Raw genomic sequence first — 25,946 nt, forward strand, 5'->3', positions numbered from 1 at the left:
CCCGCATTCCCTATATGCCAGCTCGACACAAGCGTCCCGGCCGGGGCCAAGCCGGAATGGAAGCGAGCATTGGACGCATCAGGATTTGACGCATGCAGACCGTGGTAATCGTCATTCATCTGCTCATCGTGCTGACCATGATCGGCCTCGTGCTGCTGCAGCGCTCCGAGGGCGGCGGGCTCGGCATGGGCGGCGGTGGCGGCGGCTTCATGTCGGCACGCGGCACCGCCAATCTGTTGAGCCGGTCGACCGCCTATCTGGCCGCGGCGTTCTTCGTCACCAGTTTGCTGCTGTCGTGGCTCGCCGGCCATGAGCGCAAGCCAACCTCGATCCTCGACACGGGCACGCCGGCCGGACCGTCGGTGCCGGCGCCGAGCGGGCAGATGCCGCCCTTGGGTTCGGGATCCGGCGGTGTGCTCGACCAGTTGCAGCGGCCGGCGCAGCCGCCGCAACCCGCGGGGCCTCAAGTCCCGCAATCGCAATAATCCCTGAAGGGCCGGGCCGGTTGACCGGCCCTTCGGCTTTGCAGGTATATCCTGGCAGGTTATCCCAAGGCGCGTGGGGCTTGCCCCTCGTCGAATCGAATGCGGCGGACTAAAGGTTGAGCCCCATGGCGCGGTACGTATTCATCACCGGCGGCGTGGTATCTTCGCTTGGAAAGGGGCTCGCATCGGCGGCGCTCGGCGCGACCCTTCAGGCGCGCGGCTACAAGGTGCGCCTGCGCAAGCTCGATCCCTATCTCAATGTCGATCCCGGCACGATGTCGCCGTATCAGCACGGCGAGGTGTTCGTCACCGACGACGGCGCGGAGACCGATCTCGATCTCGGCCATTACGAGCGATTCACCGGCCGTCCCGCCAACAAGCAGGACAACATCACGACCGGGCGCATCTATCAGGACATCATCGCCAAGGAACGCCGCGGCGATTATCTCGGCGCCACCGTCCAGGTGGTGCCGCATGTCACCAACGCGATCAAGGATTTCATCCGCGACGGCAATGACGGCTACGATTTCGTGCTGTGCGAGATCGGCGGCACCGTCGGCGATATCGAGGGCCTGCCATTCTTCGAGGCGATCCGGCAACTGGGCAACGAATTGCCGCGCGGCGACGCGCTCTACATCCACCTGACGCTGCTGCCGTTCATTCCGAGCGCCGGCGAACTGAAGACCAAGCCGACCCAGCACTCGGTCAAGGAGCTGCGCTCGATCGGCATCCAGCCCGACATTCTCCTGTGCCGCACCGACCGGCCGATCCCGCCGGAGGAACGGCGCAAGCTCGCGCTGTTCTGCAATGTGCGCGAGACCGCGGTGATCGAGGCACGCGACGTCGACAATATCTATGCGGTGCCCGAGGCCTATCACGCCGCAGGACTCGATACCGAAGTTCTGTCGATCTTTGGCATGGACGCGAAGACGGAGCCCAACCTCAAGCGCTGGCAAGTGATCAACGAGCGGATCCGCAATCCGGAAGGCCAGGTGACGATCGCGGTCGTCGGCAAATATACCGGTCTGAAGGACGCCTATAAGTCGCTGATCGAGGCGCTCGCCCATGGCGGCATCGCCAACACCGTGAAGGTCAATCTCGACTGGATCGAGTCGGAGGTGTTCGAGCACGAGGATCCGACGCCGTTCCTGGAACATGTCAACGGCATCCTGGTGCCGGGCGGATTCGGCCAGCGCGGCGCGGAAGGCAAGATCAGGGCGGCGCAGTTCGCCCGCGAGCGCGCCGTACCCTATTTCGGCATCTGCTTCGGCATGCAGATGGCGGTGATCGAGGCGGCGCGAAACCTGTGCGGCATCGAAACCGCCAATTCGACGGAGTTCGGTCCGACGCCGGAGCCGGTCGTGGGTCTGATGACCGAATGGCTGAAGGGCAACGAGTTGCAACAGCGCGCCGCCGGCGGCGATCTCGGCGGCACCATGCGGCTCGGAGCGTATCCGGCTGCGCTCGCGCGCGGCAGCCGCGTCGCCGACATTTACGGCGCGACGGAAATATCGGAGCGGCACCGCCATCGCTATGAGGTCAATACCGCCTACAAGGACCGGCTGGAACAGCACGGCCTGCGCTTCTCCGGCATGTCGCCGGACGGTGTTCTGCCCGAGATCGTCGAGTATCAGGACCACCCCTGGTTCGTCGGCGTGCAGTTTCATCCCGAGCTGAAATCGCGGCCGCTCGAGCCGCATCCGCTGTTTGCGTCGTTCATCGGGGCGGCGGTGGAGCAGAGCCGGCTGGTGTGACGGGGTTCAGCGCCGCATCCCTTCGCAGACGCTCTGCCGCAAAATCGACAAAGGCGCGCACCCGTGCGCTGGCGCGGCGGCCGGATCGGTGGACGATGTGAACCGGGAATGGCGGCGGCTCGAACTCCGCAAGCACGATCGTGAGCTGCCCCGCCGCGACCTCGCGGGCGATCTGATAGGACAGAACGCGCGTCAGCCCGTGCCCCGCGATCGCGGCAGCGATGGCAACGTCCGCCGTGTTCACCACGAGCCGCCCGCGCGGCTGGGCCGCGATGCGGTCCTGCTGCGCTGGACCGCTCCCGAGCTGTCGCCGAGGCTTGCGGCCACCGGATCCTGGGACACAGTGGCCGCATCAATCACCTGATCCTTGGCAATCTCTCGAACTGATGGAACGGCGGCGGCGAGGATAGCGTCCATTCCAGCGTGGTGGCGCCTTCGCCCCAGGGATTGTCGCCCGCCACAACCCTGCTCCGGAACGCGGCGATCACGGCGTAGAAGAACACCAACAACCCGGCAAAGAACACATACGAGCCGATCGACGAGATGTAGTTCCAGCCGGCATAGGCATCCGGATAATCGGCGATACGGCGCGGCATGCCGGCCATGCCGAGGAAGTGCTGGGGAAAGAAGATCAGGTTCGCGCCGATGAAGGCGAGCCAGAAATGCACTTTGCCGAGCGTCTCCGAATACATGTATCCGGTGATTTTCGGGAACCAGTAATACCAGCCGGCAAAGATGCCGAAGGTGGCGCCGAGCGACATCGTGTAGTGGAAATGCGCCACGACATAGTAAGTGTCGTGCAAGGCGCGGTCGACGGCGGCATTGGCGAGCACGACGCCGGTCACGCCGCCGATGGTGAACAGGAAGATGAAGCCCATCGCCCACATCATCGGCGTCTTGAACTGGATCGAACCGCCCCACATGGTCGCGATCCAGGAGAAGATTTTCACGCCGGTCGGCACCGCGATCACCATGGTGGCGGCCACGAAATAGGCCTGCGAAGCGGTATTCATGCCCACCGTGTACATATGATGCGCCCAGACGATGAATCCGATCGCGCCGATCGCGACCATGGCATAAGCCATGCCGAGATAGCCGAAGACCGGTTTTCGTGAGAAGGTCGCGACGATCTGGCTGATGATGCCGAAGGCGGGCAGGATGAGGATATAGACCTCCGGGTGTCCGAAAAACCAGAACAGGTGCTGGTAGAGCAGCGGGTCGCCGCCGCCGTCCGGTGAGAAGAAAGTCGTGCCGAAATTGCGGTCGGTCAGCAGCATGGTGATGGCACCGGCCAGCACCGGCAGCGACAGCAGCAGCAGGAATGCGGTCACCAGCACCGACCACACGAACAGCGGCATCTTGTGCAGGGTCATGCCCGGCGCGCGCATGTTGAAGATGGTGGTGATGAAGTTGATGGCGCCGAGGATCGAGGAGGCGCCGGCGATATGCAGCGACAGGATCGCGAAGTCGACGGCCGGTCCGGGATGGCCGGATGTGGCCAGCGGCGCATAGACGGTCCAGCCGGTGCCGACGCCATTTTCGCCCGGCGCGCCTTCGACGAACAGCGAAATGACGAGCAAGGTGAGCGCCGATGGCAGCAGCCAGAACGAGATGTTGTTCATGCGCGGGAATGCCATGTCAGGTGCGCCGATCATGATCGGCACGAACCAGTTGCCGAACCCGCCGATCAGCGCCGGCATGACCATGAAGAAAACCATGATCAGCCCGTGCGCGGTCACAAACACATTGAAGATGTGGGCGCTTGAAAAGATCTGCATGCCCGGCTCCTGCAATTCGAGCCGCATGCCGATCGAGAGAATGCCGCCGACCACACCCGCGACAATGGCGAAGATCAGATAGAGCGTGCCGATATCCTTGTGGTTGGTCGAATAGACCCAGCGGCGCCATCCGGTCGGATGATCGTGGGTATCGTTGGCATGCGGATCGTAGGCATGCGGCTTGTCGATTGTTCTGGCGTCCACCTTTTCCCCCGGAATGGCATCGTTACGCTCACACCAAATTGGGCGGACAGGCGGGGGTGGAGACCTTGATCTAGATCAAGGTGTTCCGGACAGTGTCTCGCCCGCGTTCGAATCCTCGCTTATATGCACGTCCGGTGGCGGCGGGCCGGAACAGGGGTTCGCCGATGTTTTTTTTGGGGTGGGAGGACTGCCGGGGCCATGGCAAGGGGACTCGATCATATCGTCCATGCGGTGCGCGACCTCGATGCCGGTGCGGGCATGTATCGCCGGCTCGGTTTCACCGTGGGTGCGCGCAACCGCCATTCCTGGGGCACGCATAACCACGTCGTCCAGCTTCCCGGATTTTTCATCGAAGTGCTGACGGTCGCCGAACCTGAAAAGCTCGGCGATGACGGATTCTCGACGCTGTTCGGTGACTTCAATCGCCGCTTTCTGGAAACGGCCGAAGGCTTTTCGCTGCTGATGCTGGAAAGCCGGGACGCGGCCGCCGATGCGCGCGCCTTTGCCGCGGCGCGGATCGCAGCATCCGATGTCATGCGGTTCGAACGCGAAGGCAAACGGCCGGACGGTTCGCCGATGACCGTCGCATTCTCGCTCGCCTTCGCCCGCGACGGCCGCGCGCCCGCCCACAATTTCGCGGTCTGCCAGCAGCATCATCCGGACAATTTCTGGAACCCGGCCTGGCAGCGCCACGCCAATGGCGTGACCGGCGTCGGCGGCGTCGTCATGGTGGCCGACAATCCGAGCGACCATCACATCTTCCTCTCGGCCTTTGCCGGCGAGCGCGAATTGCTGTCGTCGTCGGCGGGCATCACCGTGGCGACGCCGCGCGGCGACATCCAGGCGGTGACGCCGGCCGCGTATTCCGATCTGTTCGGCCTCGCAGCGCCCGACATTTCGGGCGGCGGACGGCTTGCGGCGCTGCGGCTGAGGTCGTCCGACATGAATGCGACGCAGGCCAGTCTGTCGTCGGGAGCATTCAGCCCGATCCGGCATATGGGCCGCCTTGTGGTACCGCCCGATCAGGCGCTGGGCGCTGCCCTCGTATTCGAAGCCGCAGATTGATTCCGGCGCGGCCGCGGCGCATGGTCGGATACGCATGGACCAGCCCTTGATCCCGAACCCGGTCGTGGATGTCGGCACGGCGCGCTTCGGCAACGACTTGCCGCTGGCGCTGATCGCCGGCCCCTGCCAGCTCGAAAGCCGCGCGCATGCGCTGGAGATGGCCGCCGCGCTGAAGGAGATGGCCGGCCGGCTCGGCATCGGCCTCGTCTACAAGACGTCCTTCGACAAGGCGAACCGCACCAGCGGCAAGGCCGCGCGCGGCATCGGCCTTGAGGCGGCGCTGCCGATTTTCGCGGAAATCCGTGCCTCGCTCGGTTTGCCGGTGCTGACCGATGTGCACGAGATCGACCAATGCGCGGTCGCGGCACAAGCCGTCGACATCCTGCAGATCCCGGCGTTCCTGTGCCGGCAGACGGATTTGCTGATCGCCGCCGCAAAAACCGGGCGCGCGGTCAACGTCAAGAAGGGCCAGTTCCTCGCGCCCTGGGACATGAAAAATGTGGTGGCGAAGATCACCGATGCCGGCAATGCGCGGGTGCTGGTCACCGAGCGCGGGGTGTCTTTCGGCTATAACACGCTGGTCTCCGACATGCGGGCGTTGCCGGAACTCGCAAAGACCGGCGCGCCGGTGATTTTCGACGCGACCCATTCGGTGCAGCAGCCGGGCGGGCAGGGCACCGCGTCCGGCGGGCAGCGCGACTATGTGCCGGTGCTGGCCCGCGCCGCGGTCGCTGTCGGTGTCGCCGGAGTCTTCATCGAAACGCATCAGGATCCGGACCGCGCGCCGTCGGACGGGCCGACCATGATCGCGCTCAAGGATCTCGAACCCTTGTTGAAGACACTGATGGCGTTCGACCGCCTGGCCAAGAACTGACCGCACGCACCGCCCGGCAGGCCCCGCGAAAGCCACTCATGAATCGCGAACTGGCCATCATCGCGCTGATCGTCTTCGTCACCTCGCTGTTCACCCGGTCGGTCGATCCCGTGGTTCCGCTGATCGCGGACGGCCTCCTGGTCCAGATCGGAACGGCGGCCCTTCTGTCCACGGCCTTCGCCTTGCCCTACGCGCTGGTGCAGCCGCTGCTGGGGGCGCTCGGCGACATGATGAGCAAGACCCGGCTGATGAGCATCAGCCTGGTCGTGCTGGTGCTGTCGGCGGCCGTCAGCGCGACCGCCCCGAACTTCACCGTGCTGCTGGTATCCCGCATCGCCGCCGGGATCGCCTCGGGCGGAATTTTTCCGATCTCGCTCGCCTATGCGGGCGACCGCATCCCGGTGGCGCAGCGCCAGGTCGCGATTTCCCGTCTGCTCGCAGCAACCATGACCGGAAACCTGCTCGGCGCCTCGCTCGCGGGCGTGGTGGGCGACCTCGCCGGCTGGCGCGCGGTGTTTGTCGTCACCGGCCTGCTCGGGCTCATTGTGACCGCTGCGGCGCTGATCGGCTTTCGCAAGGTTCCGAAAGAAACGCCGCCCGGCTTCGATCTCGCCACCATCGGTCCGAATTACCGCGCCATCTTCGCCAATCCCCATGCCAAAATCTGCTTCGGGGCGGTGTTCGTCGAATCGCTACTGGTCTTCGGAATCTTCCCCTACATGGCGGCCATTCTTGCCGACGCCGGCGAGACCCGCGCCTCGATCGCAGGATTCGTGCTGGCGGGCTTCGGCATCGGTGCCGTGCTCTACACCGTGATGGTGCGCTTTCTGCTCGCCACGCTCGGCGAACGGCGTCTGATGTTGGGCGGCGGCCTGATCATGGCGGCGTTTCTGCTGATCCTGACGCTGCGGCTGCCATGGCCGCTGGAATTTGCGAACTTCGTGCTGCTGGGCTTCGGCTTCTACTGGCTGCATGGCAGCATTCAGGTCTTCGCAACCGAGCTCGCGCCGCAGGCGCGCGGATCGGCCATGGCGATGCATTCGATGTCGTTCTTTCTCGGCCAGGCGGCCGGCCCGATCGTTTATGGCGCGGGTTTTGCGACGATCGGCAAAACACCGCTGCTGATCGGCGGCGCGGTGCTCATCGCGCTGGTCGGGTATCTGTGCTCCCGGACGCTGCGGCGCACGCCGCAGCCTCCCGTCTAGCCACGCCCGCGATAGGGCGCGACGCCCTGGTCGGGCACCCAGACCCCTTTGGGGAGCTTGCCCGCCTGCCAGAAAACATCGATCGGCATGCCGCCGCGCGGATACCAATAGCCGCCGATCCGCAGCCACCGCGGCCGGAGTAGTGCATTCAGCTTTTTTCCAATGGAAACAGTGCATTCCTCATGGAAGCCGCCATGGTTTCTGAATGAATTAAGATATAACTTTAGGGACTTCGACTCGAGCAGGAAGCGGTTCGGAACATAGTCGATGACGAAATGCGCGAAGTCCGGCTGGCCGGTGATCGGACACAGGGCGGTGAATTCCGGCATCACGAAGCGGGCGACGTAATGCGTGTCGGCATGCGGGTTCGGCACCCGGTCGAGCTGCGCTTCGTCGGGCGACGCCGGAAGCCGTGTCGGTTTGCCGAGCTGGAGTTTGGTTTTGCGTGCCATTGCGGGCTCTTAGCGCGACTTGCGCAGGCAGGTCCATCCTGTACAAGCGGCGGCCAAAGCCACCCAGCCGGAATGCCTCATGACCGCCATCGTCAATATCGTCGGCCGCGAAATTCTCGACAGCCGCGGCAATCCCACCGTTGAGGTCGACGTCCTGCTTGAGGACGGTTCGCTCGGCCGCGCCGCCGTGCCCTCGGGCGCCTCGACCGGCGCGCATGAGGCGGTGGAACTGCGCGACGGCGACAAGGCGCGCTATCTCGGCAAGGGCGTGACCAAGGCGATCGAGGCGGTCGAAGGCGAGATTTTCGACGCCATCGGCGGCATGGATGCGGAGGATCAGGTCCGCATCGACGAAACCATGATCGCGCTCGACGGCACGCCGAACAAGGCGCGGCTCGGCGCCAATGCGCTGCTCGGCGTATCGCTTGCGACAGCGAAGGCCGCCGCGGAATCGAGCGGCCTGCCGCTCTACCGCTATGTCGGCGGCACCTCGGCGCGCACGCTGCCCGTTCCGATGATGAATATCGTCAATGGCGGCGCCCATGCCGACAATCCGATCGACTTCCAGGAATTCATGGTGATGCCGGTCGGCGCCGCGTCCTTCGCGGAAGCCTTGCGCATGGGCGCAGAAATTTTCCACACCCTGAAAGCGGCGCTGAAGGCGGCCGGCCACAACACCAATGTCGGCGACGAAGGCGGCTTTGCCCCGAACTTGCCGAGCGCGGAAGCCGCGCTCGATTTCGTCATGCAGGCGGTGGAGAAGGCGGGCTTCAAGGCGGGGACCGACGTGCTGCTCGCGCTCGACTGCGCCGCCACTGAATTCTTCAAGAACGGCGCCTACGCTTACGAAGGCGAAGGCAAGACCCGTTCGATCGAGCAGCAGGTCGACTATCTGGCGCAGCTGGTTGCCAAATATCCGATCGCCTCGATCGAGGACGGCATGGCCGAGGACGATTTCGACGGCTGGAAACTTTTGACCAGAACCATCGGCGGCAAGTGCCAGCTCGTGGGCGACGATCTGTTCGTGACCAACGTCAAGCGCCTCGCCGACGGCATCAAGACCGGGATGGGCAATTCGATCCTGGTCAAGGTCAACCAGATCGGCACGCTGACCGAAACGCTGGCGGCGGTCGAGATGGCGCACAAGGCGGCCTATACCGCGGTGATGTCGCACCGCTCCGGCGAGACCGAGGACGCCACGATCGCCGATCTCGCGGTTGCGACCAATTGCGGGCAGATCAAGACCGGCTCGCTGGCACGCTCCGACCGCACCGCGAAATACAACCAGCTCCTGCGCATCGAGCAGGAGCTTGGCTCGCAGGCGATCTATCCGGGGCGTGCGGCGCTGAAGGCGTGAACTTTGGGTAACCTTACGCGCACGCCGGAATTCGCCACCGGCCGCGCAAACCGACGGCCCTCGTAGACGGCTGTGGCTGACGGGAACGTGCGAGAAGAGACAATCTGTGCTAGGCTGATTGGTGGAGCCGACATATGCCGGGTGCAACCGAACTCCTCAGGCGCATAACCGTGCATCCCGACCGGATGCATGGACGACCCTGCATCCGCGGCCTTCGGATCACGGTCGGCGATGTCCTCGGCATGCTGGCGGCAGGCATGAGCCGCGAGGCGATCCTGCGCGACTATCCCTATCTGGAGACAGCGGACATCGACGCCGCGCTCGTCTTCGCTGCCGAGCAGGCCGATCATCCGGTGATCGCCGCGGAGTAGAACTTGCGCGTTTTGGTCGATGCGCAATTGCCCCCGCGCCTGGCACATCGCCTGAAGGAACTAGGCCACGACGCGACCCATGTTTTCGAACCTGGTCTCGCGACCGCCAAGGACGATGTGATCTGGGAGCAGGCCCTGGTTCGGCGGGCAGCGTTGATCACGAAAGATCGCGACTTTGTGACTTTGCGCGTCGCCAAACAATCTGGACCGCAAATCATCTGGCTGCGGCTCGGCAATTGCGACACCAACTCATTGATCGATCGGATCACCGGATCGCTCGACCTCGTTATCGCGGCCGTCGACCGGGGTGAGGGCGTCATCGAAGTCATACCGCAGTAAGCAGCGCGCGGGCGAATGCCATGGCGCCCCCCTCCATTAATCCGCCCTTAACATCGCCCGCGCATCTTGCCGCAATGGTCTCGCGCAGACGCGCACGCGGCATCCTGACGGCGCTCGGCCTCTATATCGTGGCCGCGGCGATGATCGGCTATTTCGGCTTCCATGCCTTCAGCGGGCAACGCGGTCTGCATGCCCGTCACCAGATCGAGCAGCAAATGGCGGAACTGACCGCCGAGCGCGACCGGCTGAAGGCCGAGCGCAACCTCTGGGAGCGCAGGGTTTCGCTGTTGCGTCCGGATAAGATCGATCCGGATACCCTCGACGAGCAGGCGCGGCAGCTCATCAACCTTGCCCATCCGCATGACCTCGTGATGATGGTCAAGCCGCGATAACGCGGCGGGCGGTCGAAATTTCCTCATGCGCCTCAGGCATTTCGCCGCAATCTGCGTTGCGCACAGGACATGCGGCGCGCTTTAATCGGGCCGCGAATTCGGGTAAGTGATCCCAAAACCGAGCAAAGCGCGGGCAGCGCCAAGGAATTCCAGATGGCTGTAGCCAAAAAGACTGTCGCCGCCGAGGGGCCGGCCGCACGCGCCGAGTTTTCCAAGGATCAGGAATTGTCCGCCTACCGGGACATGCTGCTGATCCGCAGGTTCGAGGAGAAGGCCGGCCAGCTCTACGGCATGGGTCTGATTGGCGGCTTCTGCCACCTCTATATCGGCCAGGAAGCGGTCGTGGTCGGCATGCAGATGGCTCTGAAGGAGGGCGACCAGGTCATCACCGGATACCGCGATCATGGTCACATGCTGGTCTGCGGCATGGATCCCAAGGGGGTGATGGCCGAACTGACCGGACGCCGCGGCGGCTATTCCAAGGGCAAGGGCGGCTCGATGCACATGTTCTCCGTGGAGAAGGCCTTTTATGGCGGCCACGGCATCGTCGGCGCGCAGGTCTCGCTCGGCACGGGCCTGGCCTTCGCCAACCGCTATCGCCAGAACGACAATGTCTGCCTGACCTATTTCGGCGACGGCGCCGCCAATCAGGGTCAGGTCTATGAAAGCTTCAACATGGCCGAGCTGTGGAAGCTGCCGGTCGTCTACATCATCGAAAACAACCGCTACGCCATGGGGACCGCGGTGCACCGCTCGTCCGCGCAGCAGGATTTTTCCAAGCGCGGCGCCTCGTTCAACATTCCGGGCGAGCAGGTCGACGGCATGGACGTGCGCGCGGTGAAGGCGGCCGGCGACAAGGCCGTGGCATGGTGCCGCGACGGCAACGGCCCGTATATCCTCGAGATGCAGACTTACCGTTATCGCGGCCATTCGATGTCGGATCCGGCGAAATACCGCACCCGCGACGAAGTCGAGAAGGTGCGCTCGGAACAGGATCCGATCGAACAGGTGCGCCAGCGTCTTCTGAAAAACAAATGGGCGAGCGAGGACGAGCTCAAGAAAATCGATGCCGATGTCCGCGGCGTCGTCAACGAAGCCGCCGAATTCGCCACCGTCGATCCCGAGCCCGATCCGTCCGAGCTTTACACCGATGTGCTGCGCTGACGTTTCGCTAACGCCCAATTGCAAGCTCACAGAGAGCGTCCATGCCGATTGATGTCCTGATGCCCGCGCTCTCGCCGACGATGGAGAAGGGCAACCTTGCCAAATGGCTGAAGAAGGAGGGCGATGCGGTGAAATCCGGCGACGTCATCGCCGAGATCGAAACCGACAAGGCCACCATGGAAGTCGAGGCGGTCGACGAGGGCACGCTCGGCAAGATCCTGGTCCCGGAAGGCACCGCCGATGTCGCGGTGAATACCCCGATTGCGGTCCTGCTCGGCGATGGCGAGGACGCATCCGCGATCAAGGCGGGCGGCGCAGCCGCGACGAGGTCCGCTGCGGCTCCGCGCGAAGAATTCGAGGAGTCCAAAGCACCAGACGCGCCGGACTCCGAGCAGCCTGTCGAGAAGGGCGAGCCGGTCTCCGCGGTCGCCGCTCCGCCGAAACCGCAGGACGAGCCTGAACCCGACGTGCCGGACGGCACCGAGATGGTGACGCAGACGGTGCGCGAAGCCTTGCGGGACGCGATGGCCGAGGAGATGCGCCGCGACGAGACGGTCTTCGTCATGGGCGAGGAGGTCGCCGAATATCAGGGCGCCTACAAGGTCACGCAAGGGCTGCTGCAGGAATTCGGCGCGCGGCGCGTGGTCGATACGCCGATCACCGAGCACGGCTTTGCCGGCCTTGGCGTCGGCGCGGCGCTGGCTGGGCTGAAGCCGATCGTCGAGTTCATGACCTTCAATTTCTCGATGCAGGCGATCGATCAGATCATCAATTCGGCGGCCAAGACGCTTTATATGTCCGGCGGGCAGATGGGCGCCTCGATCGTGTTCCGCGGACCGAACGGCGCCGCGGCGCGCGTTGCCGCCCAGCACAGCCAGGATTATTCGGCCTGGTATTCGCACATTCCGGGCCTGATCGTGGTCGCGCCATACACCGCGGCCGACGCCAAGGGTCTGCTCAAGTCGGCGATCCGCAACCCCAATCCGGTGATCTTCCTCGAAAACGAAATCCTCTATGGCCAGTCCTTCCCGGTGCCGAAGCTCGAGGATTATCTGGTGCCGATCGGCAAGGCCAAGGTGGTGCGGCCGGGCAATCACGTCACCATCGTGTCGTTCTCGATCGGCATGACCTATGCGCTGAAGGCCGCCGAGGAACTCGCCAAGAAGCACATCTATGCCGAGGTCATCGACCTGCGCACGCTGCGTCCGCTGGACGACGCCACCGTCATCGCTTCGGTGAAAAAGACCGGACGGCTCATCACGGTGGAGGAGGGCTGGCCGCAGAACGGCATTGGCGCCGAGATTTCCGCCCGCGTGATGGAAAAGGCATTCGATTATCTCGATGCGCCGGTGACGCGCATCACCGGCAAGGACGTGCCGATGCCTTACGCCGCCAATCTTGAAAAGCTCGCGTTGCCGTCGGTCGCCGAGATCGTCGATGCGGCGAAAGCCGTGACCTATCGCTAGCGGAGCGCACGCGATGCCGATCGACATCCGGATGCCCGCGCTCTCTCCGACGATGGAGAAGGGCAATCTCGCCAAGTGGCTGAAGAAGGAGGGCGACGCCGTCAAGTCCGGCGATGTGATCGCCGAGATCGAGACCGACAAGGCGACCATGGAGGTGGAAGCCGTCGACGAGGGCACGCTGGCAAAGATTTTGGTCCCGGAAGGCACCGCCGATGTGCCGGTCAATCAGGTGATCGCGGTACTGGCCGGCGACGGTGAAGACGTGAAGGCCGCGGCGAGCGGGGCGAGATCAGCCCCGGCCGCAGCGCCCAAACCCGAAGCAAAGGCCGAAACGAAAGCCGACGACAAACCCAAGGCGTCAGCCACGCCAGGCACGGCTGCAACACCCGCGCCGTCCAAGCCCGCCGATCCGCAGCAATCGCCTAAAGCGAATGGCAACGCCCGCATCTTCTCGTCTCCGCTCGCGCGACGGCTCGCGAGGGAAGCCGGTCTCGACATCGCGCGCATCGAGGGTTCGGGTCCGCACGGCCGCGTGATCGCCCGCGACATCGACGCGGCCAAATCCGGCAAGGCGATGAAAGCCGCACCTGCGGCCGGTGCGCCGATGAGCGCCGCGACGGCGCCAGTCGCCGCTCCCGCCATGAGCGATCAGCAGATCCTCGGCCTCTACGAGCCGGGCAGCTACGAGAGCATTCCGCATGACGGCATGCGCCGCACCATCGCGCAGCGTCTGACCGCCGCGACCAATGCGATGCCGACCTTCTACCTGACGGTGGATTGCAATCTCGGCAAGCTCGCGGCGGCGCGCGAGGAGATCAATGCCGCTGCCGGCAAGACTGCGGAGGGCAAGCCGCTCTACAAGCTTTCGGTCAACGACTTCGTCATCAAGGCACTGGCGCTGGCGCTGCAGAAGGTGCCGGAAGCCAATGTGTCATGGACGGAGGCCGCGATGCTCCGCCACAAGCATTCCGACATCGGGGTGGCCGTGGCGCTCCCGTTCGGCCTGATCACGCCGATCATCCGCAAGGCCGAACTCAAGACGCTGTCGGCCATCTCCAACGAGATGAAGGATCTCGCCGCGCGCGCCAAGGCCAAGAAGCTCAAGCCGAACGAATATCAGGGCGGCACATCTTCAGTGTCGAATCTTGGCATGTACGGCATCAAGGACTTCACCGCCGTGATCAACCCGCCGCAATCGTCGATTCTTGCGGTCGGCACCGGCGAGGAGCGCGCCGTGGTGCGCAACGGGCAAATCGTCGCCGCGACAATGATGAGCGTGACGCTGTCCTGCGATCACCGCGCCATCGACGGCGCGCTCGGCGCCGAGCTTCTGGTCGCCTTCAAGACGCTGATCGAAAATCCGGTGATGATGGTGGTGTGACGCGGTCGGACCCGTGCATCGTCGCCGGTCTCGCGGTCCGGATTCCGGCGCCGATAGTCTCCGCGCCTGCACGGCATGAATGCTTGTTCCGCGGAGATGTTCCGGGTTCACTCTGCGTGTAACCGCACATGGTTCGACCTGCAAAACCGGTTCCACCTGAATTCTTCAGGCGACCTTGCATTCCGTCTTGTTGTGCGGCGGAAAACTCGCATGATGAATCATGCAAGATCGATCCGGACATCGAATCCGGACGCATCGGGAGTAAACGTTCAACTGAAGGGAGGTCTATGTGACTCAAGAAGGCGCGACCGTCGTTCGCTCGCTGCACCGCCGCAAGTTCAACGCTTCATTTCTGCTATCCGGTTTCGCGGGCCTCGCTCTGGCGCTCACGATGACCGCTCCGGCGGCGTTCGCGCAGGCCAACTATCCCACCCGCTCGGTCCGCGTGGTGGTTCCGTTCCCGGCCGGCGGCACGACCGACATGCTGGCGCGGCTCATCACGCAGAAGATGGGCGAGTCGATGGGTCAGACCTTCGTGGTGGAGAATGTCGGCGGCGCCGGCGGCTCGATCGGCGCCGAACAGATCGCGCGCGCGGCGCCGGACGGCTATTCATTATTGTTTCACAATCTGACATTTTCGACCACGACGTCATCGCTGCAATATGCCGGACGCTCGCGCCACGATATCGAAAAGGACTTCGTGCCGATTTCGGTCGGCGCCTATGTGCCGATGCTGCTGCTGGCGCACCCATCGGTACCGGCCAAGGATCTGAAGGAATTCGTCGCTCTCGCCAGAACCTCCAAGGATCCGTTGTTCTATGGCTCGACCGGCCCCGGCAGCGTAATGAATTTCACCGGCGAATTGCTCAAGCGCGACGCCCAGATCAAGATGGACCATGTGCCGTTCCGCGGCGCTGCGCCGATGGTGCAGGAACTGCTGTCGGGGCGCATCCAGTTCGGCGGCGACCAGCTTTCGACCTCGTTGCAGCATGCAAAATCCGGCGCATTGCGGCCGCTCGCCGTCCTAAGTTCGACGCGGTCGCCGGCGCTTCCGGACATCCAGACGGTCCGGGAACAGGGCTTCGCTTTCCTTGAATTGCAGGGCTGGAACGGCTTTTTCGCACCGGCCGGCACACCGGACGCAATCGTGCAGCGTCTGCACAAGGAGATCGTGACAGCGGTCAAAAATCCCGATGTGCGCGCAAAGATGGAAATGGTCGGTGCCGAGCCGGGCGGTTCCACTCAGGACGAAATGCGCAAGATGCTGAAGGAGCAGATTTCCCGCGTGAAACCGGTGATCGAGGATCTGAAGCTGATCGTGCAATAGTCAGAAAACGGTGCGCCGGGCTTGCAGCCGCTGCCCGGCGCAAACCATGCCGCAAGGGCGCGACGGATTATGCGACCGTGCGGCCACGGGGCCAATTTGAAAATCCATGACGCTATGATTGTGGTCTTTTGAGATACGCCGTCATGAAGACGCGCTGGCCCTGGATCGTCCCGCTTCTGTCTGTCGCGCTCGCGGTTTCTCCGCCGGGCCTCAGTCTGCTCAGCGACCTGTTTTCGACCAATCGCTTGACGCAGGGGATCACGCTCTACCTCGTCGCTTTCGCAGTGGCGGTTGCCCTCGCCCTGACATTGGTCGAATGGATCGTGCGCGTTCTTGTCTTGCGCGACCGGGGGACGCGGGCGGAATAACCGTGCCGCCAAGGCGTCGCATTGTGCGCCACTTCGGCGCTGATTGCGCTCAGTCGGCCGCGACGCGGTTTCCGCGCTCAGCCCGGCGTCAGCCCCTTGGCCTTGATCACCGCTTGGGCGTCGGGCGTCCGCAGATAGTCGAGCATCGCGCGTGCGACCTCCTTCTGCTTGCCATCCGACAGCACGCCCATCGAAAATTGCGTGACCTGATCGAGTTCGCCGGGCAGGGGGCCGAGCAGCTCCGCGCCTTCCACTGCAATCAATTCGGAAATCTGTTGTACGGCAAGATCGGCTTCGCCGGAAACGACGAGTCTGGCCGCGGGCGAGGCGTTCTTGGCCTTGGCCTTCACTTCTTCCGCAATGCCGAGCTTCGTCAGCACATTCTCGAAAGCATTACCGCTCAGGCCTCCGGCGGAATAGGCCACAGCCCGCGCATCGAGCAGCGCGCGCCTCACGCCGTCGGGCGTCGAGATGTCCGGCCGCTTCTGGCCGGCCTTGATCGACAGGCCGACCTGCGCGCGCGCGATCTGGCTGCGCGGGCCCGTGACCTTGCCGGCCGCGATCAGCGCGTCGATGTTCTCGGCATTGGCGATCAGGAGATCGGCGGTCTCCCCGGCCTGCACCTTTTTCACAAGCTGGCCGGACGGCGCCACGACCAGATTGACCCTGTGACCGGTCGCGGCCTCGAAGCGCGGCGCAAGCTCCAGCAGCGAGGTCCGCAGCGCCTGTGTACACAAGACCGTCACGTCTGCGGCAAATGCCGCTCCGGCTAACACCATCGTCGCTACCGCTCCAAACAAACCGCCAAGTGCGGTTGAGGCGATCCGGCGCATGGCGAAACTCCGTGACATATTTTCTTTACAGACTAAACCTGCTATCCGGCCGCCACAACTGCCGTTCGCGGAAACGGAGAAATTCGTGGCTGACACCTCCTTTGACATCATCATCATCGGCTCGGGCCCCGGCGGCTATATTGCTGCGATCCGTGCCGCGCAGCTCGGCTTCAAGACCGCAATTGTCGAGCGATCGTTCCTCGGCGGCATCTGCTCGAACTGGGGCTGCATTCCGACCAAGGCACTGCTGCGGTCGGCCGAAATCTACCATGCCATGCAGCATGCCAAGGATTACGGGCTGTCGGCCGAGAACGTGACATTCGACATGCCGGCGGTGATCAAGCGCTCGCGCGGCGTTGCTGGACGCATGAATACCGGCGTCGGCTTTTTGATGAAGAAGAACAAGGTCTCGGTGATCTGGGGCGAAGCCGTCATCGACGCGCCCGGCAAGGTCACCGTGAAAGCATCCGCCGTCGACGGGCCGAAGGGCTCGCTCGGGCCGGGCAGCTATCAGGCCAAGCATATCATCGTCGCGACCGGCGCGCGTCCGCGCACGCTGCCGGGACTGGAGCCGGACAAGAAACTGGTCTGGACCTATTTCGAGGCGATGAACCCCGACCGGATGCCGAAGTCGCTCCTCGTCGTCGGTTCGGGGGCGATCGGCATCGAATTCGCGAGCTTCTATCGCACCATGGGCGCTGCGGTGACCGTGGTTGAGGTGCTGCCGCAGATCCTGCCTGTTGAGGATGCCGAGATCGCCGCCTTCGCGCGCAAGCAATTCGAGAAGCAGGGCATGACGATCATGTCCGGCGCCAAGGTGACGAAGCTCGACAAGAAGGCCGACAGCGTGGTCGCCACCATCGACGACGGCAACGGCAAGACCCAGAGGATCGAGGTCGACCGGGTGATCGCGGCGGTCGGCGTGGTCGGCAATATCGAGAATCTCGGGCTGGAGAAGCTCGGCGTGAAGACCGACCGCGGCACCATCGTGATCGACGGCCTGTGCCGAACCAATGTCCCGGGCATTTACGCGATCGGTGACGTCGCCGGTCCGCCGATGCTGGCGCACAAGGCCGAACATGAGGGCGTGATCTGCGTGGAGAACATCAAGGGCCTGCATCCGCATCCGATGGACAAGATGATGATTCCCGGCTGCACCTATTGCGCGCCGCAGGTGGCTTCGGTCGGGCTCACCGAGCAGGCGGCGAAGGACAAGACGCTCGATATCCGGGTCGGCCGCTTTCCCTTCGTCGGCAACGGCAAGGCGGTGGCGCTCGGCGAGGATCAGGGCCTCGCCAAGGTGATCTTCGACAGGAAGACCGGACAGCTGCTCGGCGCGCATCTCGTCGGACCGGAAGTCACCGAGCTTATTCAGGGCTTCGTGGTGGCAATGAATCTCGAAACCACCGAAGAGGAGCTATTTCACACCATCTTCCCGCATCCGACTTTGTCGGAGACAATGAAGGAAGCGGTGCTCGACGCTTATGGCCGCGTTCTGAACATGTAATGGGGGCGGTGCGTGTCCGCCCGCACGCGCAGCGTTACCGCTGACCCGTAGCCCGCTGATCGGTGGCGATCCGGCGCGGCCGTTTGGTTTCGACCACCACCACACGCTGTCTTGCAGCGGCACCGGTCGAGATGACGGCGCGGCCCACGTCCTTGCGCACAGGGGCGAGGTTGAGCAACGCCGCCCGAACCTGATCCTGCGGCACGCCCATCAGTGCGGACGCAATTTCAATCTGCTCCTCGCGATCGTCCGAAAGCCCCTGGGCTGCGGCAATCGCTTCCTCGACGGTCGCCTCCTCGTTGCGGACGCGACGCGCGCCATATTTGGTTTGCCAGGGCCTATTCTTGTTCTTGCTCATCGATCTGCCTTCGCGGATTCCGATGCGGAGATAGCGACTCTCCTTTTGCATTGCAATATCGAATTTGGTGCAGCGCAACATGGCAGTCTTGCTAACCGTTGACGCAGGTGTCCGCGTCATATTGCTTGTCACATTCCTGTCACGCACGCTGGCACGTGCGGTCACGCCTGCGCCCGAATCCGAATCACGTCGCGTCCCGGTGGGATATTTCGATCACGCGCGCGCGGCTCGCGAGTTCTTCAACCAGCGCATTGGCGGCAGCCCGGTTCGGACCGTCGAGATTGGCGTCCCATTCGTCGAGCAGATAGATCGGCGCATCGGTATGGGCGACGATTTCCTGCAGCGACTTGATCTGCCGCTCGCCGGAGGAGAACCCGCCCTTGCGGCGGCGGCGCTTCGGTGCCTCCTCGTCCTCATCCAGGGCCGGGTCCGGCTCCTTGGCGGCGAACCGGAAGGCCAGGCGGTCTGTGGTCGGCCAGTAATAGGCACGATTCCTGATCTGCGCTTTCAGCGCGGCGAGCAAGGTCGACTTGCCCGAACCGTTGCCGCCGCGCACATTGACGCGGCCGGTCTGCCTGGCCAGCACCAGGCGCATCGCATCGTCGACCGTTTCCACGGTCTGCACTTCGCCGCCCTCGCGCAAGGTCAGACGGTCGAACTTGATGCGCCGGTTGAAATTGGGATCGGGATCGGGCCGCATATTGGCCGCGATGCCGCCGACGCGGGTCCAGGCCGCGAGCACGTCGTTGAAGTCGATGGCGAGCTGATGCACTTCGTTGGTCATGTCGATCTGGCGCGGCAGGGTCGCGGCGAGCCCGATCAGCAGCGCGACATTGCCGGCATCGCGGAACGCGATATAGGCCAGCGTGATGAAGACGATGGTGAGGCCGAAAATCGCCCCGGCCGCGCTCAGACCCTCGCGCGCCACGATCACCATGATCGCAGCGCGCAGGCAGCCGCGCGCGCGTTCCTTGAACGTCTTGAACCAAAGGTGAAGGTTGTATTTGTTGCCGGAAAACACATTGTCCCAGGCGGTGTAACCATGTGCGGTCACGCGGTTGTTCCAGCGCTGGCTGTCGAGATAGATTTCGGTGACGCGCTTGCGCACCAGGATTTGCAAGATCACCAGCGTGGTGAAGATGGTCCCGTACGCCAGCGGCAGAAGCCCGTCGATCTCGGCGCCGAGCACGATGGCGTTGAACACCAGCGCCAGAAACACCTTGAGCTGGCCTTCGACCTCGTACATCAGGCGGTAGATGGTGTGGAAGGTCTCGCTGGTGAGAAACGGTTCCACCTGTTCGCGGGCGTGGCGGTCGGCGAGCAGCGTCGGGTGGTGCCGGTTGTCGCGGGCAAATCTCGCCATATAGAGGCCGAAGGCGCGCATGCCGGCCCGCTCGGCATAAATCCAGCTCACCGCGCCCGCCGCATAGGACGTGCATTGTACGATCAGGATCCAGATCAGGTCGTTGACCAGGTTTTCGCCTCCGGCGGCGACATCGCGCCCGGCCTTGATGACGAGCCAGGTGGTTGCCGCCGACAGCAGCGCCTCGAAGACCAGCAGGGTGAGGGTGACGTAGAGCGGGCCGCACCAGAAGAATCGGACGAATTGGGCCCTGGTGAAGGGCTCGCGGACGGTGTCTTCGCGGATCATGGAGGTCGGTCCCGGAGGCTTTTGGGCCCGACGCTAGCCGCCTTGCGGTGAATGGTTGCAAAACGTAAGTAGAGCGTGCCTGCCGCGACCGGCGGCGCTCAGTCACGAGGCTTCGGTGACGGTCATTATCGACACCCTGTCCCGGCCAAGGCCGCGGCACCCGGAAAAGGCCAGCCGGCCCGACAGCCCGGTGCTGCGCAAACCCGACTGGATCCGGGTGAAGGCGCCGGTCTCGCAGGCCTATGCGGCGACACACGCGATCGTCCGCGAGAACAAGCTCGTCACCGTCTGCGAGGAGGCCGGCTGCCCGAATATCGGCGAGTGCTGGGAGAAGAAGCACGCGACCTTTATGATCATGGGCGACACCTGCACGCGGGCCTGCGCCTTCTGCAACGTCAAGACCGGGCTGCCCGGCGCGCTCGATCCGGCCGAGCCCGAGCATGTGGCGCTCGCCGTGGCGAAGCTCGGCCTCGCGCATGTCGTGGTCACCTCGGTCGACCGGGACGATCTTGCCGATGGCGGCGCCGGGCATTTCGCGCAGACGATCGCAGCGATCCGCAAGGCCTGCCCCTCGACCACAATCGAAATCCTGACGCCCGATTTCCTGCGCAAGGACGGCGCGCTGGAACAGGTGGTCGCGGCGCGGCCCGATGTCTTCAATCACAATCTGGAAACCGTGCCGTCGCGCTATCTGACCGTGCGGCCCGGCGCGCGCTATTTCCATTCGATACGCTTGCTGCAGCAGGTGAAGGAGCTCGACCCGTCGATCTTCACCAAGTCCGGCATCATGGTCGGCCTCGGCGAGGAGCGGAACGAAGTGCTGCAATTGATGGACGACCTGCGCAGCGCCGATGTCGATTTCCTGACCATCGGCCAGTATCTGCAGCCGACGCGCAAGCATCATCCGGTCGTGCGTTTCATTCCGCCGGACGAGTTCAAGTCCTATGAGGCCATCGCCTATGCCAAGGGATTTCTGATGGTCTCGGCCTCGCCGCTGACGCGCTCCTCGCATCATGCCGGCGAGGATTTCGCGCGCCTGAAGGCCGCCCGCGCGGCGCGAGCCTGAGCGCGGATGCCGGAATTCTCGACCACGCGCCGCGTGCGCCACAACGCATCCGATATGTTCGACCTCGTGGCCGATGTCGAACGCTATCCGGACTTCGTGCCGCTCTGTTCGGCGATGAAGCTGCGCAGCCGCAAGGAGCAGGCCGAAGGCGTCGTGGTCATCGTCGCCGACATGACGGTGGCCTACAAGCTGATCCGCGAAACCTTCCGCAGCCGCGCCACGCTCGACCATGCGAATTTGCAGATTCTCGTCGAGTATCTCGACGGCCCGTTCAGCCGGATGGAGAACCGCTGGGAATTTCACCCGGTGCAGGACAGGCTCTGCGACGTGACATTCTTCATCGACTACGAGTTCAAGAGCCGCATGCTCGGCATGCTGATGGGCGCGATGTTCGACACCGCGTTTCGCCGTTTCGCGATTGCCTTCGAGCGCCGCGCCGACGCCATTTACGGGCGCAAGACGGCGTGAGCCGGACATCCATTTGTGCGCTCCGCTAACGGCGCGGCGCCTCGCCCTCGGCGAGATCGTGCAGCATGCGGAACGCCTGCAGCACCGATTGCTTCCGAACCTCGGCGCGGCCGATATTGCCGAAGTGCTTCTCGGCATGAACGAACTGGCCGGACCGCGACGCCGCGGCAAAATGCACAAGCCCGACCGGCTTTTCCGCCGTGCCGCCGTCCGGCCCGGCGATCCCCGTTACCGCGACCGTGAGGTCGACCGGCGCATGTGCCAGCGCACCGCGCGCCATTTCTTCGGCGGTCTCGCGCGACACCGCACCGTGGGCCGCAAGCGTCGCTGGCGACACGCCGAGCATGTCCTGTTTGGCCCGGTTGGAATAGGTGATGAAACCGCGGTCGAGCATCCCGGAAATACCGGGCACGTCGGCCAGCGTTCCGGCAACAAGGCCGGCGGTACAGCTCTCCGCCGTCGCAAGCGTGAGCTTCTTGCGCCTGCAGATGTCGAGCAGCCGTCTTGCCGCATCCACGATGTCGTCGTCCAGCATGGTCGTCGCTCAACCCGCGGGAAGTCTGATCGTCGCCGTTACATAGGCGACCATGCCTTCGCGGCGGCCGATAAAGCCCATGGCCTCGTTGGTCGTGGCCTTGACCCCGACGCGGTCCGGGGTGATCCCGGCAATCTCGGCGATGCGCGCACGCATGGCGTCGCGATGCGGGCCGATCTTCGGGGCCTCGCTCACCACCGTGACATCGAGATGGGCGAGCACGCCGCCGCGTTTGGCAAGCCGGTCGACGGCAAACTTCAGAAACCGGTCGGAGGTCGCGCCTTTCCATTGCGGATCGCTCGGCGGAAAATGCGCGCCGATGTCGCCGTCGGCCAGCGCGCCAAGGATTGCATCCACGGCCGCGTGCAGCACCACGTCGGCATCCGAATGGCCGGACAGTCCCTTGTCGTGCGGGATGCGGACGCCGCCGAGCGTGACATGGTCGCCGGGCCCGAAGGCATGGACGTCGAAGCCCATGCCGGTGCGGATGTCGGAAAGCTCCTGCCGCAGCATGGTCTCGGCGCGCATGAAATCCTCGGGCGTGGTCAGCTTGATATTGCCGGCTTCGCCCTCGAAGGTTGAGACCGGACGTCCGGCCCATTCGAGCAGCGCGGCATCGTCGGTGAAATCGGTCCGGCCGGCAGCCTCGGCGCGCCGGTGCGCGTCGAGCAGCGACGCGAAGGCGAAAGCCTGCGGGGTCTGCACGATCCGCAAGCGATCGCGGTCGGCGGTGCCGACGATGCGCCCGGTGGCGTCCACGGTCTTGACGGTATCGATGACCCGGAGAGCAGGGATCGCAGCGCCGGTCGCCTTCGCCGCCTGCTGCGCCCGCGCAATCAGTGCGGGGGAGGCGAAAGGCCGGGCGGCGTCGTGCACCAGCACGACTTGCGGCCGGTGCGACTCGAGGGCCTTCAGCCCGGCAAGGACGGAGGTCTGGCGGGTTTCTCCGCCGGCGACGGGCGGAAGCAGACGATCGAAGCCTCGCGTCGCCTCATCGTAGAGATCGCGGTCGTCGGGATGGATAACGACCTGCAGGATCGGAATCCCGCTGGCAGCCAGACGCGCAATGCTGCGTCTTAGCGCCGATTGGCCTGCCAAAGGTCGATATTGTTTGGGGATACCGTCGCCGCTGCGGCGGCCGCGGCCTGCGGCGACGATTATGCCAGCGCTGGATTCGGGCATGAGAGTATCCAACTACCGATGCACGGATGGCGCTGAGCCATGCACATAAAATGACCCCTTTTTGCACTGCAGCACTTGTGTCATAGTGGTTTTTGGCTAACCTCTGAGCATAGGCAATGACGCCTAATTTTTGTGCAAATCCTGCAACGATGAACGGCACCCCTCAAGGCATTGCGGTCGGCGCGAAGCGCTTGCCGAACCCGGTGGTGCTGGCGCCGATGTCGGGCGTGACCGATACGCCATTCCGCCGTCTCGTCGAACGTCTCGGAGCTGGCCTAGTCGTATCCGAGATGGTCGCGACGTCCAAGCTCGCCGAGGGCAAGCGCGACGCCCGGCTGCGCGCCGATGGAAGGGGGGTTGCCATCCACGCGATCCAGATCGCCGGCTGCGAGGCGCGATGGATGGCGGAAGGCGCCCGGATCGCGGAGGACGCCGGCGCCGCGATCATCGACATCAATATGGGCTGCCCGGCCAAGCACGTGACCAATGGGCAATCCGGATCGGCGCTGATGCGCGATCTCGATCACGCGATGACGCTGATTGAGGCGACGGTCGGCGCGGTCTCGGTGCCGGTGACGCTGAAGATGCGGCTGGGCTGGGATTTCGACTGCATCAACGCACCCGAACTGGCGCGCCGCGCCGAGGCCGCCGGTGTCGCGCTTGTCACCGTGCATGGCCGCACCCGCAACCAGTTCTACAAGGGTAAAGCCGACTGGGGCGCGGTGCGCGCGGTCAAGGAAACCGTCTCGATTCCGGTCGTGGTCAATGGCGACGTGACCGGTTGCGCCGACGCGCGCGAGGCGCTCGCACAATCGGGTGCGGATGCGGTGATGGTGGGGCGCGCGGCGCTTGGACGGCCATGGCTGCCGGGCCAGATTGCGCGTCATCTTGCCGGCGGAACCGTATGCGGCGATCCGTCCCTCAATGAACAATACCGGATCGCGCGCACGCTCTACGAAGAGATGGTCTTGCATCACGGTGTCGAGATTGGCCGGCGTCATGCCCGCAAGCATCTGGCCGCGGCCATCGACGTCGCTGGCGAAAGCGCGGGTGCAGCGCCGGATTTCGTCAAGGCGTGGCGCACGCAGGTGCTGACCGCCGAAACGCCGCAGGACACGCAATGCCTCCTGGCTCTGGCGTTCGATGCGTTTGAAACTTCTGCCGCCCAGGCCGGACGCGCGGAGGGATTAAAGGTCGCCGCATGAACATCACCGCAGGAAATCTGGTCCCGCGACTGCCCGACGCCATCGTGAATGCGCTGCCGCTCCCGGTGATCGTGATCGCTCCCGATGGCAAGATCGTCGATGCCAACGTCGCCGCCGAGAGTTTCTTCGAAGTTTCGGTGCCATTGCTCAAGCGCCATGTGCTCCAGGAGCTCGTTCCGTTCGGCAGCCCGCTGCTGGCCCTGATCGAACAGGTTCGCGAGCGCGGCGGTGCCGTCAACGAATACCGGGTCGACCTGTCGACGCCGCGCAATCCCGGTGAGCACGTCGTCGATCTGCATGTCGCGCCGCTGCCGGAACAAGACGGTCATGTCGTGGTGATGCTCCAGGAGCGCACCATTGCCGACAAGATGGACCGTCAGCTTACGCACCGGGGCGCAGCCCGCTCGGTCAGTGCGCTCGCATCAATGCTCGCACATGAGATCAAGAATCCGCTGTCCGGCATTCGCGGCGCGGCGCAATTGCTGGAGCAGTCCGCCGCCGACGAGGACCGGACCCTGACGCGGCTGATCTGCGACGAGGCCGACCGCATCGTGAAGCTGGTCGATCGCATGGAGGTGTTTGCGGACGAACGGCCGATCGAGCGTTCGCCGGTCAACATTCATTCCGTGCTTGAGCACGTGAAACGGCTCGCACAATCGGGTTTTGCCCGGCATATCCGCTTCGTTGAGGAATATGACCCGTCCTTGCCGCCGGTGCTGGCCAACCGCGATCAGCTGATCCAGGTTTTTCTGAACCTTGTCAAAAACGCCGCCGAGTCCATCGGAGAGACCGCGATCGACGGCGAAATCCATATGACGACCGCGTTCCGGCCGGGCGTGCGCCTGACGCTGCCGGGAAGCCGCTCGCGGGTCTCCCTGCCGATGGAGTTTTGCATCAAGGACAACGGACCAGGCGTGCCGGCCGATCTCTTGCCGCACCTGTTCGATCCGTTCGTGACGACCAAGGCGTCCGGATCTGGCCTCGGTCTTGCATTGGTGGCCAAGATCGTTGGCGACCATGGCGGCATAATCGAATGCGAATCCCAATCCCGGCACACCGTTTTCCGGGTCCTGATGCCGATGTATGCCGGAAACGGTTCCGGCCCGGTTCCGTCCGCAGACCCGGATGGTGCCGCAACACACGCGCAATGATTGGCCGA

General features: G+C 64.3%; 27 protein-coding genes. 19 read left to right on the plus strand and 8 right to left on the minus strand.

Annotated elements, in window-relative coordinates:
- Positions 1-92 precede the first annotated feature (92 nt).
- Positions 93-485 (plus strand): preprotein translocase subunit SecG, encoded by a 393-nt coding sequence (secG, locus tag ACK41X_RS02850; RefSeq protein WP_409719064.1) that lies wholly within the window; start codon positions 93-95, stop codon positions 483-485.
- Between the two features lie 125 nt (positions 486-610).
- On the plus strand, positions 611-2,239 hold the full coding sequence (locus tag ACK41X_RS02855) for a CTP synthase (RefSeq protein WP_409719066.1): 1,629 nt from the start codon (positions 611-613) through the stop codon (positions 2,237-2,239).
- On the opposite strand, the gene ACK41X_RS02860 is transcribed toward ACK41X_RS02855, so the two are convergent.
- Both ACK41X_RS02860 and ctaD read right to left on the minus strand, forming a co-directional pair.
- Entirely contained in the window at positions 2,202-2,450 is a 249-nt protein-coding gene (locus ACK41X_RS02860) for a LysR substrate-binding domain-containing protein (RefSeq protein ID WP_409719201.1), read from the minus strand. The two genes, ACK41X_RS02855 and ACK41X_RS02860, sit on opposite strands and share 38 nt — an antisense overlap.
- Positions 2,451-2,595: 145 nt before the next feature.
- On the minus strand, positions 2,596-4,221 hold the full coding sequence (ctaD, locus tag ACK41X_RS02865) for a cytochrome c oxidase subunit I (RefSeq protein ID WP_409719068.1): 1,626 nt from the start codon (positions 4,219-4,221) through the stop codon (positions 2,596-2,598).
- A 198-nt stretch (positions 4,222-4,419) separates the two neighbouring features.
- Between ctaD and ACK41X_RS02870 the strand changes: the two genes are divergently transcribed.
- The 3 genes from ACK41X_RS02870 to ACK41X_RS02880 are packed head-to-tail and all read left to right on the plus strand — an operon-like array spanning position 4,420 to position 7,365.
- Positions 4,420-5,286: a VOC family protein gene (locus tag ACK41X_RS02870; RefSeq protein ID WP_409719070.1), complete on the plus strand. Its 867-nt coding sequence runs from the start codon at positions 4,420-4,422 to the stop codon at positions 5,284-5,286.
- Between the two features lie 34 nt (positions 5,287-5,320).
- A complete protein-coding gene (kdsA, locus tag ACK41X_RS02875; RefSeq protein ID WP_409719072.1) occupies positions 5,321-6,160 on the plus strand; it encodes a 3-deoxy-8-phosphooctulonate synthase in 840 nt (279 codons plus the stop codon).
- 38 nt (positions 6,161-6,198) lie between these two features.
- Positions 6,199-7,365 (plus strand): MFS transporter, encoded by a 1,167-nt coding sequence (locus tag ACK41X_RS02880; RefSeq protein WP_409719074.1) that lies wholly within the window; start codon positions 6,199-6,201, stop codon positions 7,363-7,365.
- Here the strand turns inward: ACK41X_RS02880 and queF are convergent.
- A complete protein-coding gene (gene queF / locus ACK41X_RS02885; protein ID WP_409719076.1) occupies positions 7,362-7,817 on the minus strand; it encodes a preQ(1) synthase in 456 nt (151 codons plus the stop codon). The genes ACK41X_RS02880 and queF overlap by 4 nt on opposite strands.
- A gap of 79 nt (positions 7,818-7,896) precedes the next feature.
- On the opposite strand from queF, the gene eno reads away from it, so the two are divergent.
- From eno to ACK41X_RS02930, 9 genes are all read left to right on the plus strand, one after another.
- Complete coding sequence (gene eno / locus ACK41X_RS02890) at positions 7,897-9,174, plus strand: phosphopyruvate hydratase (RefSeq protein ID WP_409719078.1); 1,278 nt, start codon at positions 7,897-7,899, stop codon at positions 9,172-9,174.
- 134 nt (positions 9,175-9,308) lie between these two features.
- On the plus strand, positions 9,309-9,545 hold the full coding sequence (locus ACK41X_RS02895; protein WP_409719080.1) for a DUF433 domain-containing protein: 237 nt from the start codon (positions 9,309-9,311) through the stop codon (positions 9,543-9,545).
- 3 nt (positions 9,546-9,548) lie between these two features.
- Positions 9,549-9,884 carry a DUF5615 family PIN-like protein gene (locus tag ACK41X_RS02900; protein WP_409719082.1) on the plus strand — a complete coding sequence of 112 codons (336 nt, stop codon included), beginning with the start codon at positions 9,549-9,551 and terminating at the stop codon, positions 9,882-9,884.
- A gap of 74 nt (positions 9,885-9,958) precedes the next feature.
- A complete protein-coding gene (locus tag ACK41X_RS02905; protein ID WP_409719084.1) occupies positions 9,959-10,276 on the plus strand; it encodes an FtsB family cell division protein in 318 nt (105 codons plus the stop codon).
- A gap of 153 nt (positions 10,277-10,429) precedes the next feature.
- A complete protein-coding gene (gene pdhA / locus ACK41X_RS02910; protein WP_409719086.1) occupies positions 10,430-11,440 on the plus strand; it encodes a pyruvate dehydrogenase (acetyl-transferring) E1 component subunit alpha in 1,011 nt (336 codons plus the stop codon).
- Between the two features lie 41 nt (positions 11,441-11,481).
- Positions 11,482-12,906 (plus strand): pyruvate dehydrogenase complex E1 component subunit beta, encoded by a 1,425-nt coding sequence (locus ACK41X_RS02915; protein WP_409719088.1) that lies wholly within the window; start codon positions 11,482-11,484, stop codon positions 12,904-12,906.
- A 13-nt stretch (positions 12,907-12,919) separates the two neighbouring features.
- Positions 12,920-14,287, plus strand: a complete 1,368-nt coding sequence (locus tag ACK41X_RS02920) for a pyruvate dehydrogenase complex dihydrolipoamide acetyltransferase (protein ID WP_409719090.1) — start codon at positions 12,920-12,922, stop codon at positions 14,285-14,287.
- 289 nt (positions 14,288-14,576) lie between these two features.
- Positions 14,577-15,614 (plus strand): Bug family tripartite tricarboxylate transporter substrate binding protein, encoded by a 1,038-nt coding sequence (locus ACK41X_RS02925; RefSeq protein ID WP_409719092.1) that lies wholly within the window; start codon positions 14,577-14,579, stop codon positions 15,612-15,614.
- A gap of 143 nt (positions 15,615-15,757) precedes the next feature.
- Complete coding sequence (locus ACK41X_RS02930; protein WP_409719094.1) at positions 15,758-15,982, plus strand: hypothetical protein; 225 nt, start codon at positions 15,758-15,760, stop codon at positions 15,980-15,982.
- A 77-nt stretch (positions 15,983-16,059) separates the two neighbouring features.
- Here the strand turns inward: ACK41X_RS02930 and modA are convergent, their stop codons facing one another.
- Entirely contained in the window at positions 16,060-16,761 is a 702-nt protein-coding gene (gene modA / locus ACK41X_RS02935) for a molybdate ABC transporter substrate-binding protein (protein WP_409719096.1), read from the minus strand.
- Positions 16,762-16,900: 139 nt separating this feature from the next.
- On the opposite strand from modA, the gene lpdA reads away from it, so the two are divergent.
- On the plus strand, positions 16,901-18,322 hold the full coding sequence (lpdA, locus tag ACK41X_RS02940) for a dihydrolipoyl dehydrogenase (protein WP_409719098.1): 1,422 nt from the start codon (positions 16,901-16,903) through the stop codon (positions 18,320-18,322).
- Positions 18,323-18,356: 34 nt separating this feature from the next.
- Here the strand turns inward: lpdA and ACK41X_RS02945 are convergent, their stop codons facing one another.
- On the minus strand, positions 18,357-18,680 hold the full coding sequence (locus ACK41X_RS02945; RefSeq protein WP_409719100.1) for a hypothetical protein: 324 nt from the start codon (positions 18,678-18,680) through the stop codon (positions 18,357-18,359).
- 184 nt (positions 18,681-18,864) lie between these two features.
- Positions 18,865-20,331 (minus strand): hypothetical protein, encoded by a 1,467-nt coding sequence (locus ACK41X_RS02950; protein ID WP_409719102.1) that lies wholly within the window; start codon positions 20,329-20,331, stop codon positions 18,865-18,867.
- A gap of 115 nt (positions 20,332-20,446) precedes the next feature.
- Here ACK41X_RS02950 and lipA point away from each other — a divergent pair, with 115 nt between their 5' ends.
- On the plus strand, positions 20,447-21,397 hold the full coding sequence (lipA, locus tag ACK41X_RS02955) for a lipoyl synthase (RefSeq protein ID WP_409719104.1): 951 nt from the start codon (positions 20,447-20,449) through the stop codon (positions 21,395-21,397).
- A gap of 6 nt (positions 21,398-21,403) precedes the next feature.
- The gene (locus ACK41X_RS02960) at positions 21,404-21,865 is read left to right on the plus strand and encodes a type II toxin-antitoxin system RatA family toxin (protein ID WP_409719105.1); all 462 of its coding nucleotides are present in this window, start codon (positions 21,404-21,406) and stop codon (positions 21,863-21,865) included.
- Positions 21,866-21,890: 25 nt separating this feature from the next.
- Here the strand turns inward: ACK41X_RS02960 and ACK41X_RS02965 are convergent, their stop codons facing one another.
- Positions 21,891-22,400, minus strand: a complete 510-nt coding sequence (locus tag ACK41X_RS02965; protein WP_409719107.1) for a CinA family protein — start codon at positions 22,398-22,400, stop codon at positions 21,891-21,893.
- A 9-nt stretch (positions 22,401-22,409) separates the two neighbouring features.
- Complete coding sequence (locus tag ACK41X_RS02970) at positions 22,410-23,582, minus strand: bifunctional 2-C-methyl-D-erythritol 4-phosphate cytidylyltransferase/2-C-methyl-D-erythritol 2,4-cyclodiphosphate synthase (protein WP_409719109.1); 1,173 nt, start codon at positions 23,580-23,582, stop codon at positions 22,410-22,412.
- Positions 23,583-23,731: 149 nt separating this feature from the next.
- Between ACK41X_RS02970 and dusB the strand changes: the two genes are divergently transcribed.
- Positions 23,732-24,787, plus strand: coding sequence for a tRNA dihydrouridine synthase DusB (gene dusB, locus ACK41X_RS02975; protein WP_409719111.1), 1,056 nt, complete (start codon positions 23,732-23,734; stop codon positions 24,785-24,787).
- Positions 24,784-25,938: a two-component system sensor histidine kinase NtrB gene (locus ACK41X_RS02980; RefSeq protein WP_409719113.1), complete on the plus strand. Its 1,155-nt coding sequence runs from the start codon at positions 24,784-24,786 to the stop codon at positions 25,936-25,938. Before dusB ends, ACK41X_RS02980 begins: the two co-directional genes overlap by 4 nt.
- Positions 25,939-25,946 lie beyond the last annotated feature (8 nt).

It is taken from the genome of Pseudorhodoplanes sp. (genome assembly GCF_046289595.1).
GTDB lineage: Bacteria > Pseudomonadota > Alphaproteobacteria > Rhizobiales > Xanthobacteraceae > Pseudorhodoplanes.

Coding starts and splice junctions, on each gene's coding strand:
- ACK41X_RS02905 (WP_409719084.1), top strand. CDS start 9,959: ATGGTCTCGCGCAGACGCGCACGCGGCATCCTGACGGCGCTCGGCCTC.
- dusB (WP_409719111.1), top strand. CDS start 23,732: ATGAACGGCACCCCTCAAGGCATTGCGGTCGGCGCGAAGCGCTTGCCG.
- ACK41X_RS02855 (WP_409719066.1), top strand. CDS start 611: ATGGCGCGGTACGTATTCATCACCGGCGGCGTGGTATCTTCGCTTGGA.
- kdsA (WP_409719072.1), top strand. CDS start 5,321: ATGGACCAGCCCTTGATCCCGAACCCGGTCGTGGATGTCGGCACGGCG.
- ACK41X_RS02960 (WP_409719105.1), top strand. CDS start 21,404: ATGCCGGAATTCTCGACCACGCGCCGCGTGCGCCACAACGCATCCGAT.
- ACK41X_RS02970 (WP_409719109.1), bottom strand. CDS start 23,582: ATGCCCGAATCCAGCGCTGGCATAATCGTCGCCGCAGGCCGCGGCCGC.
- ACK41X_RS02945 (WP_409719100.1), bottom strand. CDS start 18,680: ATGAGCAAGAACAAGAATAGGCCCTGGCAAACCAAATATGGCGCGCGT.
- ACK41X_RS02965 (WP_409719107.1), bottom strand. CDS start 22,400: ATGCTGGACGACGACATCGTGGATGCGGCAAGACGGCTGCTCGACATC.
- modA (WP_409719096.1), bottom strand. CDS start 16,761: ATGGTGTTAGCCGGAGCGGCATTTGCCGCAGACGTGACGGTCTTGTGT.
- queF (WP_409719076.1), bottom strand. CDS start 7,817: ATGGCACGCAAAACCAAACTCCAGCTCGGCAAACCGACACGGCTTCCG.
- ACK41X_RS02895 (WP_409719080.1), top strand. CDS start 9,309: ATGCCGGGTGCAACCGAACTCCTCAGGCGCATAACCGTGCATCCCGAC.
- ACK41X_RS02920 (WP_409719090.1), top strand. CDS start 12,920: ATGCCGATCGACATCCGGATGCCCGCGCTCTCTCCGACGATGGAGAAG.
- ACK41X_RS02880 (WP_409719074.1), top strand. CDS start 6,199: ATGAATCGCGAACTGGCCATCATCGCGCTGATCGTCTTCGTCACCTCG.
- eno (WP_409719078.1), top strand. CDS start 7,897: ATGACCGCCATCGTCAATATCGTCGGCCGCGAAATTCTCGACAGCCGC.
- ACK41X_RS02950 (WP_409719102.1), bottom strand. CDS start 20,331: ATGATCCGCGAAGACACCGTCCGCGAGCCCTTCACCAGGGCCCAATTC.
- pdhA (WP_409719086.1), top strand. CDS start 10,430: ATGGCTGTAGCCAAAAAGACTGTCGCCGCCGAGGGGCCGGCCGCACGC.
- ACK41X_RS02980 (WP_409719113.1), top strand. CDS start 24,784: ATGAACATCACCGCAGGAAATCTGGTCCCGCGACTGCCCGACGCCATC.
- ACK41X_RS02915 (WP_409719088.1), top strand. CDS start 11,482: ATGCCGATTGATGTCCTGATGCCCGCGCTCTCGCCGACGATGGAGAAG.
- ACK41X_RS02870 (WP_409719070.1), top strand. CDS start 4,420: ATGGCAAGGGGACTCGATCATATCGTCCATGCGGTGCGCGACCTCGAT.
- ACK41X_RS02930 (WP_409719094.1), top strand. CDS start 15,758: ATGAAGACGCGCTGGCCCTGGATCGTCCCGCTTCTGTCTGTCGCGCTC.
- secG (WP_409719064.1), top strand. CDS start 93: ATGCAGACCGTGGTAATCGTCATTCATCTGCTCATCGTGCTGACCATG.